This is a genomic window from Crateriforma spongiae (genome assembly GCF_012290005.1).
Lineage (GTDB): Bacteria > Planctomycetota > Planctomycetia > Pirellulales > Pirellulaceae > Crateriforma > Crateriforma spongiae.
On the sequence record NZ_JAAXMS010000003.1, the window covers coordinates 208,740 to 224,030 of the forward strand.

General features: G+C 60.0%; 7 protein-coding genes. 3 read left to right on the forward strand and 4 right to left on the reverse strand.

Annotation, left to right across the window (positions count from 1 at the left end; translation table 11 throughout):
- Positions 1-33 precede the first annotated feature (33 nt).
- Positions 34-2,790 carry a hypothetical protein gene (locus tag HFP54_RS08860; RefSeq protein ID WP_168564861.1) on the reverse strand — a complete coding sequence of 919 codons (2,757 nt, stop codon included), beginning with the start codon at positions 2,788-2,790 and terminating at the stop codon, positions 34-36.
- Positions 2,791-2,966: 176 nt separating this feature from the next.
- On the reverse strand, positions 2,967-4,295 hold the full coding sequence (locus HFP54_RS26520; RefSeq protein ID WP_168564862.1) for a class I SAM-dependent methyltransferase: 1,329 nt from the start codon (positions 4,293-4,295) through the stop codon (positions 2,967-2,969).
- Positions 4,296-4,439: 144 nt separating this feature from the next.
- On the opposite strand from HFP54_RS26520, the gene HFP54_RS08870 reads away from it, so the two are divergent.
- From HFP54_RS08870 to HFP54_RS08880, 3 genes are all read left to right on the forward strand, one after another.
- Entirely contained in the window at positions 4,440-5,213 is a 774-nt protein-coding gene (locus HFP54_RS08870; protein ID WP_168564863.1) for a DUF6690 family protein, read from the forward strand.
- Positions 5,214-5,495: 282 nt separating this feature from the next.
- The gene (locus tag HFP54_RS08875; RefSeq protein ID WP_174820133.1) at positions 5,496-5,720 is read left to right on the forward strand and encodes a DUF4339 domain-containing protein; all 225 of its coding nucleotides are present in this window, start codon (positions 5,496-5,498) and stop codon (positions 5,718-5,720) included.
- Positions 5,721-5,953: 233 nt separating this feature from the next.
- A complete protein-coding gene (locus HFP54_RS08880) occupies positions 5,954-7,792 on the forward strand; it encodes a DUF4129 domain-containing protein (RefSeq protein ID WP_168564864.1) in 1,839 nt (612 codons plus the stop codon).
- Positions 7,793-7,831: 39 nt separating this feature from the next.
- Here the strand turns inward: HFP54_RS08880 and HFP54_RS08885 are convergent, their stop codons facing one another.
- Together HFP54_RS08885 and HFP54_RS26155 are read right to left on the reverse strand one after the other, a co-directional pair.
- Complete coding sequence (locus HFP54_RS08885; protein ID WP_168564865.1) at positions 7,832-12,901, reverse strand: Ig-like domain-containing protein; 5,070 nt, start codon at positions 12,899-12,901, stop codon at positions 7,832-7,834.
- 579 nt (positions 12,902-13,480) lie between these two features.
- Positions 13,481-15,202 (reverse strand): BBP7 family outer membrane beta-barrel protein, encoded by a 1,722-nt coding sequence (locus HFP54_RS26155; protein WP_168564866.1) that lies wholly within the window; start codon positions 15,200-15,202, stop codon positions 13,481-13,483.
- Positions 15,203-15,291: the final 89 nt, after the last annotated feature.

Sequence of the window (15,291 nt, forward strand, 5' to 3'; positions counted from 1 at the left end):
TTCGTTGCATCGCATTGCACCGGAGCTCAAGGGCTACTGGGTGACGCGAGTCTGCGCGACGGCGCGGGTGGCGGCCGAAGGTCGGTTGCTGGTGGCTTCGACGACCAGTTGAAAGTCCTGCGGGATCGTGCTGGTCACCGTCAGCTGGTACTGCAACGATTCACCCGCCAACAAGCTGCGGATCGGTTCGGGCGAAACGCGATCGCCGAAACGGGTGAACTGATTGGCCGATGGATTTTGCGTCGGATAGATGCTTTCAACCCGAACCCCTGCGGGGACGATGATGTCCAGAGTCACGTCGCTTTCGACGGCGGTGGTGTTGTTGGTGATGGTGACCGTGTAGGGAATCGGCAGATTGGCCCGGGGGCTGATTTCACGTTGTTGAACGTTCAGCTGAAGCGGGCCGCCGGCCTGCGGATTGCCGGCCGCGGGTGGATTCGTATTTGGAACGGTGGGCGGCAAACCCGGGCGATCCGATGGTGATTCCGGTGGACCGGCGTTGGCTCCGGCAGCGATGCGGACGATCCGGCTGTCTTCGCCACGAGCCCCCTGGTCGGATTCCGCGGTGAAGATGACTTGGCATCGATCCGATGGTGCGATCACCAGGAATTGACCTTGCAGCAATACGGACTGGCCCGGTTCCATGCGGCCGATCGCCCATGAAACCAGATATTCGCCCAAGCGAGACTGATCGGCACCACGCGTTGCTTGTTGCAATTGCAATTGCGGGTCAAACACCATCACGGCACGGACGTCTTCCAGCGGAACTTGACCGGTGTTGGTCACACGCCCGTTAAAGAATCGCGTTTCGCCGACGGTGAACGATTCGTTGGATTCCAGGGTGACCGACATTGCGGGCGTCGGCGGAACCGGATTGATCGCGATGATGCATGATTCCGCGACGTCACGTTGCCCGCCGTCGGCGGTAACCTGAACCGTGATGCATCGTTGCCCGGGCTCGGACGGCACGTATTCGACCATGCTTTCCCATGTGCCGCCCGCCTGCAGCGGTCCTTCTTCACGTGGACTTTCACCCACACGTTCTTGGGTTTGCAGGTGAGTCATGGCCTGGTCGCCTTCGGCACGCAGCAAGACATTGCTAAGTGGACGGTCGCCGGTGTTACGAACCAGGACATCAAACACCGCGGTCTTGCCGACTTCCACGCGGTCCTGTCGCGGCCGAACTTCGATGCTTAGCGATGGCTGGTAAACGTTGGTCCGCACGGCGGCTTGGGAGGCCAAACCGGGTTCGCCACGAGCGACGAAGGTCAGGATGTTGCTGTTGCGTGCGGTCACATCCGCCAGGATTTCCAGCTCGGTCTGGGGTTCGATCCGAGGCACGTTCCAGACGATTTGGCCCGGCGTGACCACGGCGAACTGGTCTTGGGTGCCCAATACGACGCCGTCGGGTTTATTCAGCGTGATCTGCACGTCGGTCACCGGTTGGTCACCAGGATTCGACACGATCGCCTTGACCACGTACGGTTGCTCATAACCGGCGACTTCGGGGCCGAACGCTTCGACGCGCAGTTGCGGGGAACTCCACGTCACGCGTGTTTGTCCGCGACGCAGGGTCAGTGTCGGCATGTTGTCGGTTTGCCCGCCGGGCCGGATGACGCTGATGTCGATATCGGCGGTGCCGGAGGTGCCTTCGATCGGCAGCAGTTCGGCGGTCGCGTTGCCGTTTTCGTCGACTTCGACTTCCACGACGTCGGAACCTTCGGTGCCACCGAAACGTGCCAGGTCGCCTTGACGAAGCTGATAGCGAACACGCCAACCTTTGGCGGGAATATTGTTTTCGCTTCGCATCACACGCGTGGTCAGCGAAACAGGGCTTCCCGCGGGGACGATTTGCGTTGCCGGGAATTGAACGACGGCATCGATCCAGTAGATCGTTGCGGTCGCTTTGCGTTGGTCCCAGCAATCGCTTTCCGGGGCCAGCACCGTAACGCGGCTGACGCCTTCGGTCGGGCTGTTGATCGAAAGCCAGGTTTGACCCTTTTCCAACTTCACATCGTCACGCGGATCCAGATTGCCGCGGGTGATCAAGGCAGCCTTGGTGCTGGTCACACCACGAGCAAAGCCCGGATCTTTCTTTTCAGATGTCTTGATGCCGGCCAATTTGTGCAGCAAGCCTGGATCATCATCACCGACGTCGATGAATTGTCCGACGCTTTCAGGTGACAGCATCCATTCCAAAGGCTGGCCCATTTGCAGGTAGCCATCGGTACCACAAATGCCGGACATCAGAATCACCTCACCACCGACCGGTGCGATGATCTTTTGGGGTGTCAGCAAAATGCAGCCGCGCTGTCCACGCTGGGGCAAGGTTGCCGGATCGGAATCGATTTCGGCACCCAACAGAACCGCCGGCGGTCCGGTGGCGCAGGATCCGCTGCACCCGGGGCCGGGAACGCAGGGTTCGTCGCTTGCCGCCACACCGGCCGGTGCGGGTTCCAAGCAATCGGGCGGATCGACCGGAGTTTCAAAAGCCGGATTGGGCGTTTGGAATAGCGGGCAATTTCCCAAGCAGTCTCCGATGCCCGTTATGCAACGCATGCACTGACAGCCCTCGCCATTGGTGCAGGGCAAGGCCAAAGATGTCGTGGTGGGCAGTGGTTGGAACAGGCAACTGCCGGTCGGATCCACCGCCGGCAATCGAAGACGGCTGCATCCTCCCAGCGTGGCGACCACCAGAAGCGGCACCAACACGGCGATGCACCGGAGCCCTCGTCGTCGCAGCGACGATGATTCCGGGGTATCGGCGGTGATTGCAATGGACACGTTCATCACTTCGGCGCTTGGACATTCCTGTCGATCGGGTAAAGCTTTCGGGACGAACAGAGTTCGGCCGTCGAAACCTACCACGCCGTTGGTGACGATGATGCGAAAACGCAACGTCGGATGATGCCAAAAAGCAACGTGACCACGCGAAGCTTATCGGCTGTATCGATTGTGCCGGATGATCATCGCAAAACTTCGGTTGCAGCGGCGAAAACCCGCTTGCCTTGGCGGCCAATCCATAACGTGATCGGCGTTTGGCCACATTCGCGATAACGCTTTTGCAATGACGATGGATTGTGATCGGTGCCGCGAACCTTGATCGTTTGCGGGAACCAATCGTTTTGTCGCAACAGCTTGCGCAACTTGCGATCGTCGGCGGTTCCCGCCCAGATCACACGTCCATGAATCGCAAATCCGGCTAGATCGCCAGCGATGTCCCGTGCCGCGTCTTGAACACACAGAAACCCGCTGGCCCGGTGCAACAGCCCGGCACCGATTCGATGTGCAAACGCGGTGGTCAACCCGGCCGCCCGTATTGCGGAATCGGGATCGACCATCCAATCGCCCTCGCCAATCGATGCAATGATTGGGACCGCGTTTTCGTCCACCGATTCGGATTCGCTGGGTGCGAAGTGGCGCAAGCTGCCGTCGCCACGCACGACCACCGCCGAAACGGATGATTCGGCCAAGCCCGCCGTCTGGACCACGGACCCAATCCACAGCGTTTGCTCCCGGACGTCGCCACGCCAGGAGAACCAGCTGCGGTGCATCGGGCACTGTTGCAGTGATTCGGTCTCGTCGATCAAAGGCTGCAATCGTGCGGCGGGAGCAAACTTGATTGCGGCCGATCGAGCTTGCACGGCGATCGGCACGAATTCGTCCCAACGCGGCGAATAAGCGTCCGGATGAACCGTGCGTCCACCCGGCGTGGATCGACGATCCGGATCGATATGCAGAACGCAGCGATCGTCCAGCGGAACCGATTGCACGTCTTGTCGCAGCGGGCAGACCCAGTCCGACAGTCCCGATTGCGCGGCGTTTTGTTCCAGCATGTGCAGCAGGGTTTCGTCCTGATCGACCGCCAGGATAGGTGACATCCATTGACCGTCCTTTGCGGCACGAGCCAATTCCAGTGTATCGCCCCCCATGCCACAGCAGGCATCGACGATTCGGCATTCCGGGCCGGCTGAATCAAGCAGCCAATTCGATTTGATTTTTGCAACTTGCGATGGAGTCGCCTGTTGCAACGACCTTTCGGTGGCCCACCAAATGCCATCGCCGAACTTGCGTCTGGCTTTCGGTTGCAGCATGGCAACGGCGACACATTGGTGAACCGCGTCGCCACCGAGCTGTTGCTTCAGTTGACGAATCAATGCACCGGAGGCCGGGATATTCCCGTCGGGGTGCTGCTTACAAAGGGCGGCCAACGCTTGGTGAGCTTGTTCGGAAATCATGTTGTTCGGGTCGTAACGGTGGTCGCAAACGCATCGGTCACGCAAGGTGGGTGACATGATTCACAGTCGCCGCGTCTTTGCTGCCGAAACAATTCGATGACCCGCAGCGCCCGTTCGGCTGTGGATGATGCATCGTCCACGGACGCCCGTGCCGTCGTCTCCTCTCCCCCAACCTACTTCGTTCGTTGCAACGACATCGTCATGTTCAAACGCACCAGGCTAGCAGCTCTTATCATCACCGCCGCCGGAACACCCTACGTGGTGACCGAAACCGACCTTGGTCGCGGTGCCTCCGATGCCGTCGTGCAAATGGTTTCGACGGACGGTTCGACGGTCAACTTTTCGGACGAATACGCGATCCATTCCCATCATGAGGTCGAAGCGTTGCGGGCGCAAGATCCACAGCGATATCGCTATGAAGCGGATTTGACTCGCAAGCTTGGCGGATCATTGCCCGCCTTGGAAGACGACAATTCGCTGGTGGGCGGTCAGATCCCTGATCTGCGTGAAGTGCTGCGGTTCGACATCAATGATCGGTGGGTGATCGAGCGTTTCGCTCGTGTCAGCACGGTCTTGGCCGACACGCGATTGGAAGGCCTTCGTGTTCCAATCGTGACTGGAACCCAGGCAAGTGATCTGGCCGGAACACTGACCTATTACTTCGATCACGGTGGCGTGCTTCAACGCATCCAGTTGCACGGGTTCACCGGCGATCCTTCTCGGTTGATCCAAGCGATGACTCAGTTCTATGGCTTGAAGCCTGAACCGACTTTGGAAGCCGGTGTGTACACCAAACGCTGGAACGGCATGCCGGTTCAGTTCTTGCGGCTCACTCACGCCCCTGTCGTTTATTCCGACGCGGTGCACCAGAAATACACGGTGTTCATTGAACTGAACCAACCCAACTTGGGGTACGGGATCAGCGAAGAAGCACAGCGGATCATCCACGCGGATCGCAACACCGGACGTTGGTGATCACAGTTGAGGTGGGGACGCCTTGGTCCTGTGGAGGTGCGGTCCTTTGTCGCTTTTCTTCAAGCTGAATCCGCAATGCAAACACTGAAGGTTCTCTTCGACTTCATACTTTCGCTAGGGATGTGTTTTACCGCGTTAACGCCGGAACTAGGCGGTCTAGTTCGGTGTTAATGACCGATAGAAGGATCAGGGCCAATCAACGCTCGGTTCGGCGACGATCGCCGGGATTTTGATTGCCGCGAAAGAAGAGAGAATCGTCTATCTAGCACAGGGTGATTTGCGATGAGTGCTCAATGGTTCTACATGAAGCCTCGTTGGTTCCGCACGGCCAAGACAGTCGGCCCGATTTCGGAGTCGGATCTGTTGCACCGAATCGATGCCGGAAAGATTTTGCCGTCGACGATGTTGCGGAGTTGTAAGACTCGCGAAAAGTGGGTCCCGATGTCCAGCATCAAGCCGGCTTTGATCCGCTGGCGGAAACATCACCCCGATGCATCGCTGAACTAAACGGTCGACTCTTTTTCTCGCGACTTCCGCGGTGCGAATCTGGCAAACGCCGACAGCCACCACGGAAGTTCTTCGGTGCCGATTCTGGATCGGGCATCGTCCCGCCAAAGGTTCGTCCGCAGTAAGATTTGGTGTTGCCCCCTTGGTTGTCAGGCGGGGCCTGCGGACGGTGCCGAACGATCGAACTGATGGGCTGAACCCCCGTTTGATGCCATCGCCGCAGATTTGATCCGGTGAATTTGCGGCGGGAACCGAGTCTATTGATCAAGCGGTCCAAAACGGCAGCCGATTACGCGGCGATTGCCGTCGCTCCGGTGCTGATCTTCTTGATGATCAGCGCGCTGACACTGTTCGTGTGCACGCTGTTGTACCGCGGCGGCTATTCCGGACGGGTCCAGTGGGTCGTTCTGTTCTTTACGATGGGATCGGTCGCGGTCGCGCGGTTGGCGATCGAGCAAGACCGCAAGTACGCGATGGGCTACATGTTGGCGTTATCGGCCGCCGGCGTTGTTGTGCTTTCGCAGTTCGTCGGATCCATCGCGGTCGGTTTTATTCTGGTCGCGCTGATCGTCTATCTCAGCGACCGCATTGTCTTCGATTGCACCCTGATCGACGAATCCAAAGACAGCAGTGGCGAGGGGCTGATCGATAGCGGGCGACTGTTTTTCCAGGGAAGTGATTCAAGAAAGAAAGATTCAGAACCTTCTGCCGCACCCCAACCGAGTCAACGAAAGCGACGACGGGCTTACCAACCCGGGCGGACCGTCATGTACTTGGCCCTGGCCGCGTTGCCGTTATTCGGGTTGGGCCAAGTGTGGATTTCGGATCCGCAAGCCTCCGCATCGGCGCAGACATTCCTGGGGGTCTATCTGTTTGCCGCGTTGGCTCTACTGATGACGACCAGCTTCTTGGGATTACGGCGTTACCTGCGACAACGCGGGGTGGACATGCCGGTCGATGTCACGGTCGGGTGGCTTGGCGGCGGTGCTTTGCTGGTGGCCGCGATCGTGGCCACCGCGTTCCTGTTGCCCACGCCGGGGCGAATCATCACGGGAGGCGAACCGCCCATCTCGCTTGCCGAAGCAAAAGACTTCGCCGCCAGTCGGTTCGGCTGGGGAAAGGAAGCCGCGAAGAAATCAACCGAAGGCAACGCATCGACATCCCAAGATCAAGATCCGGAAAAGGAAGTGGGCGGCCAGCGGCCGGAGAAAGGAGCGCCGGCGGGAAAGGTCGGTGACGGGGAATCGGGTGACGGGGAATCGGGTGACGGGGAATCGGGTGACGGGGAATCGGGTGACGGGGAATCGGGTGACGGGGAATCGGGTGACGGGGAATCGGGTGGCGAAGAATCGGGTGGCGAAGAATCAGGTGGCGAAGAATCAGGTGGCGAAGAATCAGGTGGCGAAGAATCAGGTGGCGAAGAATCAGGTGGCGAAGAATCAGGTGGCGAAGAATCAGGTGGCGAAGAGTCGGGGGAGGCAGATGCAAATCAGCGGGAGGCGAGTGATTCGAGCGAATCGTCTTCGTCCGGCCAAAGCGGATCCAGCCAGTCGTTTGGCGGCGTCACTTCAATGGTGCGCGGACTGTTGGACGCCGTACGATGGTTGCTACCGCTAGCGCTGTTGGCCTTTGTCGGCTTCTATCTGCTGCGGCATGGGCGTCGCTTTTGGGCTTGGTTGACGTCCCTGTTTGCTGGCCGATCGGACGCACCCGATGCGTTGGAGCAATTGCTGATCGACGACCCCATGGCTTCACTCGAACCGCCGCGTCGATTTTCAGAGTTTCGCAATCCTCTGGGCCGCGACAATGATGCCGCGCGAATCATTGCCACCACGTTCGGCGCGGCCGATGCATGGATGCGTGAAAACGTCACTCCCCGGCGTGATGACGAAACGCCCAGCGAATTTGCACATCGATTGCGGCAACAAGCATCCCGGGACGCAAGACTAGCACCCTTGGTCGGACCGTTCGGCCGAATCGTCGATGCCTACAACCGACTGGCGTATGCAAAAACGCGGCCGAACGCCGATGACGTTCAAGCCGCGCGTGACTTGTGGAAGCACCTGAGATAGATGGGCCGGCGGGCGATGCCGGCCCAATGTTTCAGCGAATCAGAACTGGCCCAAGTCGTTCGCCAAGACGCTAATCAAATCATCGTCGTCATCACCATCCGAAGCGTTGTCGGACGTCAGTTGCGGGACGGCAACCGGGTTATCGTTGGCTTCGCCGCCACCGACCACGCGAGTCGATCCACCCAGTTCACTGAAGACCGCGTCGTTGTCGGATTCCGATGCCGGCGTGACGACCGAAGTGGTCAGCGGAGCGGCTTCACCTTCGGCAGAACCACCTTGCGGTGTGCGATTCAGGTGGTTGATGACTCGCAGGGCATCCAAAGCGGTGATGCGATTGTCGCCGGTCACGTCCGTGAAGTAGCGACTGGCCAAACCGGCCGATTCGCCTTCGGCACTGGATGAACCGCGACTGATTTCGTTGATCACCAACAAGGCGTCGATCGCGGTCACATAGCCGTCATCATTGACATCGACAGGCATCGTCGAGTTCTGGCGAGGCGATTCGCCTTCGCCTCCGCCAATCGTGATCGAAGTCGAATCAAATGCGATCTGAGTCGTCGGAACCGGATTATCGCGTCGGAACAACAGCGTGTCGCTGAAGGGGAACGAATCGGCAGGCGAACTGGTGAAGGTTGCCGTGCCATCAGCGGTGGCTTCGAAGAACAGCGTGGCCAGACGACGCGGATCGGTGAAGCTGCTGGGCGACGGATTGTTGTCTTGGTCGCTGGTGCCGAACTCATCGATCACGCCCGGGCGATCGATAAAGCCGGTCGCCGCGGTGCTGCTGAATCCGGTCGACGGGTTACCGTCTTCATCGCCATAGCGGACCGCAAAGCCCAGTCGGAAATCGATGTCCGTCTGACCGGCAAAGTCAGCGGGGTCCGTTGCCGGCGTGACAAGCTGTTGGCTGTACAGCAAATCGGTGTAGGCGGAAAAGACGAACGTCGAATCCAAGGCAGATCGCAAGTCATCGACGTCAATTTGGACGCCGAACACGTCGCCAACCTCGACCGATTCGTCCGATGCAATCGGGTTGCCGTCGATATCCACGATCGCCAGATCGACACCGACCAACAGGTCGTTCGCATTGATCGTTCCGACCGTCAGGTCGACACGTGCGGTGCTGCGGACGCCGTCGCCGGCGACAAATCCGTAGACGAATGAATCGAAGCCGGATGCGTTCGTGTTGGAGGTGTAAAGGATGTAGTCGTCGGTCAGGTCGTCCGGCGTGCCGTTGTCATTGATGCTGACGATGCCCTGTCCCGGGGCCGCTTCGATGGTCAACTCTTGAAGCGAATCCGTCGATCCGAAACTGTCGTTGGCCAAGACATTCAAGCGGTTGGTCGCACCGGCAACGATGTCCGCCCCGATACTGTCCTTGGCGATCTGGATACCGCCTTGGTCGTTCAACTGGGCAAGGAAGGCATCGTCCACCGCGGTCGCAAATGGCTGACCGTCGCTGACGATGTTCAGGCTGGTCGATCCCAGACGTTGTTGGCGAACCGGAACGGCCGTGTCGCTGAACACCAACACCGTTTCGCTTGTCAGTTCATCGGCGGGGTTCGCCACAAAGTCGGCCACGCCGGGCGCGACGGCTTTCAAACGCACGGTGAACAGCGGGACGGCTTCGTCGTGTGTCTGCAGGTTTAGATCGGTTTGAACCGCGCCAATTTCGTTCATCAATCCAGGCGTATCAAAATCACCTTGGGTGAACGATCCGGTGCCATTGGGATTGCTGAAGATCGGACGACCATAAATGATGCCGGCTTCTTCGATCACCGAAACCAGTTGATCGTTGTAAAGCACGTCCAAGAATGCCGAAGCCAAACCTTCGGGATCGCCCGCGACCGGGTTGGTCAGATCTTCGACAAAGACGGTCAGGTTGAATTCTTCGCCGACCTGGATGTCGGTGATCGGATCACCGTTCAAGCCGGAGGTGACCAAGGTGAAGTCGACCACATCGTCGTTCAGGGCACCCGGCATGCTGTTGACGGTCACCGTGGCGGACGACAGGTTGCCCGCGGGGTCTTGCACCGTGTAGGTGAACTCTTCGGTGCCCGCAAAACCAGGCTGCGGGGTGTATCGAATCGACAGGCCGCCGCTGATGATCGAAACGATACCGCCGGCCGAACCGGGGGTGACGCCGGTGATCGTCAGACCGCCGGCGGTGCTAGCCAAGTCGTTGGCCAGGACGTTCAACGGGCGGTCGCTGCTGTTTTGTGGGACTTCGAACGTGTCATCGACGGCGATCGGAACGTCCGACTGGAAGGTCACGTTCACGGTGACATTGGCGGTCTCCATATTGCCGAAGCTGTCACGCACCGTGTAGGTGAATTCTTCTTGGCCCAGGAATCCGTTTTGAGGGCTGTAGAAGATGGATTGGCCGTCGCCGGCGACCACCACCGTACCCTGCGTACCGGCGGTGTTGATGTTGACGATCTGCAGCGGGTTGCTGGCAGTTTGGAAATCGTTGGCCAGCACGTCCAGCGGGAACGCGTTGCTGTTACGAGGCACGTTGAACGCGTCATCGACGGCAACGCCGCTGGTTTGGATCACGTCAAAGACGTAGTCTTCGACTTCACCGCCGGCCGAGGTTCCGGTCGGTCCCAAGGTGGGTTCGGTCGCGTAGCGGAACCGTGCCGTGGTGCTGCCAACGGCGATGCTGCTGGGCACGTCAAAGGTCAGCGTGTGGGCACCGTCGGCCAGTTGCACCCCATTGACGATCTTTTCATTGGCATCGGCGAAATCGCCGTCTTGGTTCAGGTCGACCCAAGCATGCAGATAGCCGGCTAGTCCGGTGGTGTTGGTCACGTCGACGGTGATCGATGCCTGGTTGCCCGGGCTGATCGGTCCGTTCAGCGTCACGCCGTCTTCGTCATCGGCGCCGTCCAAGTCGTCGCCGTTGGCCAGTGCGGTTTGGAAGACGCTGAAGTCGCGGTCGACCAAGTCGCCCAAGTTCATTCCGCTGATCAAGCCGTGGGCGGCGGTGCCGTAGCTGGCAGCCGCGTCGCTGTAGTCAAGCGATTGACGGTAACCGAAATCGAAATTGCTTCCGTTGGTCACCAAGCCGTTGAAGGTGACTTCGTGTTCGCCGTCGGCCGGGTAGGTCAATTCCAAACCGGGTTCGGCAACGGCACGGACGGTGTAGGTGCCCGCGGCGGGGAAGTTCAGCGTGTAAGTCCCGTCGGCGCCGCTCTTGGCGTGTGGTTCGCCAAGGTCGGGACGGTCATCGCCGTCCAAGTCGGCATAGACATAGACACCGGGGAAAGCTCGTTCGCCGTCGTCCAGTTGGCCGTTTCCGTTGTCGTCATAGAACACGCGGCCGGTGAACGATTCGCCCACCGGAACGGCGCCAAAGTTCACGCCACCAACCGACTGGTTCAGCGAAACGCTGATCGACTGTGCGGGGGAGGAGATCGGAGCCAGGGTGTCGGGGATCAGTGCCGTGACGTTGTATGTGCCGGGGGACACAAACAGACTGTAGGTCCCGTCGGCGGCGGTGACCGTCAACGGTTCCAGTTCATCACGTTCGCCGTCACCATCGATGTCGGCGAAGACCGGCACGCCGCCGATGCCCGGTTCATTGTTCAGCGAACCGTTGCGGTTCTGATCGTTATAAACCGTGCCGGTGATGCTTCCACCTTGGGTGCCGGTGACCACAGTGTGGGCCAACGCTTCGGCCGAACGCTGATAACCGATCAGGATGCCTTCGGTGGTGCTGAATTGGTCGGTGACAAAGCCGAACGTGGTGTCGTCGATGGTGCCGTAAATTTGGTCCGGTCCGACACCGGTGGCGACTTCGGCACTGAAGGATCCGGGGCCTTCATCCGAGATGCTTCCGATCAGGTTGTCACCGTTGGTGTGTTCCAACCCGAACAGGTGGCCTGCTTCGTGCGTGACCACAAACCCAAGATACTGAGCGACCACGTCCAATTCGCTGGCCGTCGGGGCCACCGTAAAGGCCGTTGCGGCGGCGTAGATTTGGTCCAGCAAGACAAAGCCGGTGTCGCTGAGATCGAAGTTGCCGACATCGGCGTACTGGGCCAGACCGATGGTGGCAAAACCGCTGCTGGTCGAATCACCACCCACGATGATTCGAGTCACCAACGGGTTGTCAAAGCCGGGGTCGGCGTGGTCACGACTGTTCAAGACGGTGACGGCATATTGGCCCGGAACGCCGGTTTCGTTGAAGTCGCCGTTGCCTCCGTTGGTCGCGATCGTGCCCAGGCCGCGTTCGACTTCCGCCAAAACACCATCGATCAACTCGTTTTGCGAATCGATGTCACGGATGTCAATGTTCAACAGCGGGGCGGATTCGGGCAGGCCCGGCAGATCAATCAAGTTGGGCGTGCCTAGCCCGAACATGGTGCCGGGGAAGTAGCCACCGTTAAAGTCAAGATACAGAATTTGCTGAGCACCGACCGGCAGGCTTTCGGAGATCGGCCGGTGGACACGCAGTCCTGCATCGTATGACGACATCGTGCTGGACGGCGAAATTTGGATGTAATAACGTCCGTCTTCTGGCACCACTTGTGCGGCGACCGCATTGCCCTGGGTCATCAGCGGTGAATTGTCCGGGCCGCCCAAACGCTGGGTGGTGGATCCGAACCAAAGGGCGCCGTTGTCATAGAACACGTTGAAACGGCCCGCGGCACCCAGGACGCTGATGTCCAAAATGTCACCGGCACGCAAGTCAACCGCGTAGAAATCGATGTCCGTGGTCGTGTTGCCCTGGACCGTCGCCGAAACCGGCAAGGATCCTTGGACATCGATCACCGGTTCTTGTCCGGGAAGCGTGCCCAATGGCAGCAAGGTCGCACTGGCGAAGGAGTCGTTCGATGCACCGCCCAGGTGTTCCGGTTCGTTCACCGTAAAGGCGGGAACCGTCCCAACGTTCATCGGCGTTTGCGGCGCGAACAAGGCCGGGTCGACCGTCGGGATGTCGACGACTTCCGCCGCCAAAAGTTGACGTTGTTCCAATCCTTCCATTAACAATCGTCGTGATCGCACCGACGCTTGGCTGCCGGTCGCCTTGGCCCGGCGACGCTTCTTATTGATTCGCCGAGAAGTGTTGTCGGACAGCATTTTCGAATCACTTCGTTTGATCATCGAGGGTCTCTACCAAGCGTCACGGCAAAGATCGGATTCAACGGCGGCTTCGTGGGGGCCGGTGAACCGGATTTGCCGATCGGGTCGCGATTGTGTGGAAGGGGGATAGGCCCGGAGTGCGGCGTCGATCAGTCCCGGTAAGGGAAACAGAGTGACCAGTGACATTGAATCACTGAGCGACTGTGGCACTTTGGGGTAGATGCAGTGGATAGAAAAGCGGTAAGGGCGATTCTAGTTGCACCCGTATTAGTGTCAACGAACAGCCTGAAGTCCGACGTAGTCGGCCGGCCAAAGTTCCCCGATCCACCGCTAAATCGGTGAATTCGTCACAACCTACACCCCCGCCGGGGTTCGGACCCGGTGGATCGGGGTGCGGGAATGCTCCCCGTCCTGGGGCATCTTTGGGCCAGACGCTGCAGGACATGCCGCGGCACTGACGATTGCAGGGGCCAGTCTAATCCGCTGCGGCAACGCGTCGTGGCAATAAAAAAGACGCGGCGACGGGAAAACCCGCGGCCGCGTCGTCGATTGGTGTTGGCGGTTCGCCGACGTCGGGGAGCGTCGGGCGGATTCCCGTTGCTACCAGATGTATTCGGTACCGAACGAGAAGCCCTGGACGACCACCGAACCGATATCCACGCCGGGGTCCACGCCGCTGGCGATGGGCGTGACGGCGAAGTTCTGCAGGTAGTCGCCGTCCAGCGATGCCCGGCCGACGTCATCGATCGCGATCAAGTAGTAAGCCGACCGGAAGGACCAACTGTGGCTGAATCGATAGACCAACTTGGTCTGGAATTCGTACGCCAGGGTGCCCTTGTCGACGCTGCGAGCGAACGATTGGGTGCCCGCACCACCGTTGTTCAGCGAATTGGAGCTGACAGTCAGTTGCGAATCGATGTCGTTCTTCATCCAGGCAAACTTGTTTTCGATGCCCAGGCTGATGCCCGGCATGACCATCCACCACAGGTCGCCGCCGATTTGAGCTCCGAACAGGTTGTTCTTCACGGCGTCGCTGCCGTTGAAGAAGTCGTTGGGCGACGCGGTCGCGTTCAGCGTGTTGATGCCCAGACCGTTGTCGTATCGCAGGTAGCGAAGCCCGAACAGCCACGATCCTTGGAAGCGACAGTAGGGTCCGACGGTGCGACGACGGTAGTTGAATTCACCGCTGTGGAAATCGCCCCACGACGAAGCCGCCTGCATGGTCGATCGGTCGACATCGTCCAGACCGCCCGGCGGGTCGGTGCCGAAATCGGTGATGTAGCTGTACAAGTCGGTCCCGTTGACCTGTGCGTAGCTGCCCCATTCTTGGCCGCCCATGTAGGTCAGTTCCAGGTTACCGCCGGGACCAAAGATCCAGGCACCGCTGATGCGAATGCCGGCTTCCAGGTCGCCACCATCCAGGTCGTCGGTGGTCAATACGGCGGGTCCGCCCAGGCCGGCACCTTGCCGCGTGATCACGCCGCCGTTGCCAAGCCCGCTGGTGTTGCGTCCCAAGAACAGGGCTTCGACCGACACGTCGTACCAGCGTTGTGAACAGCAACCGCCGTCGGTGTAGGGCGCCATCCAAGCCACGACCGCGGCCGGATTGAATGTTCCCAAGTGGTACCGAAGGGCGTCCCAAGTGCTGGTGTTGCAGCGGGGGATATTGCCCATCAAGCCGCCCGGTCCGCATGCCCCGCCGCCGCAGGCACCACAGCCCGCACCGCCGCACATGCCACAGCCGCCGCCCATCGGGCCGCAACCCATGGGGCCACACCCCATGCCGCCGCCACAGGCACCGCAACCGCCGCCGCCGCACATGCCACAGCCCATCATCGGGCCGCCGGCACAGCTTTGGCATCCCATGGAATCACAGGAATCGCAGCCGGAGTTCAACCAGCCGGGGCCGCCCTGCAGCAGTCCGACTTGGCGGACACCCGCTGGGCCCATCGGTTGCATGCCTCCCGCCGTCATGACACCGCTGGGAGCACCAGGGGCCATCATCAAGCCGGCCGGGCTGGCGAATCCGCTGCCCAAGAAGTCCACTTCGGATGACGGGTCGGACGGATGTGACGCCGTTGCGGTGCTAAAGCAAGCCACGGCGATGACCGCCATGATCCCGCCGCCCAACCAACGACGAATCCGTTTCGGCTTCGCCACTCTGTTTAATCGTTTCTGTTGAGTCATTCGTTGCATCGCAAACGTCTCCGCGGCCACCGCCGCCACAAATGTGCGCCCGGTCACGTCTTCGCCCAGCAGAGAATCACGTCGCAGCATGCACCGGCCACGCGGGCGTCGCCGAATCCGTTCAGCGATGCTCACGTGACACAGGTCGTCACGAATGTTTCCCCCCCTTGGCGAAGCCCCCGAAATCCGGAAGGCTTTTCCATACGACTGACGACAGGGACGCC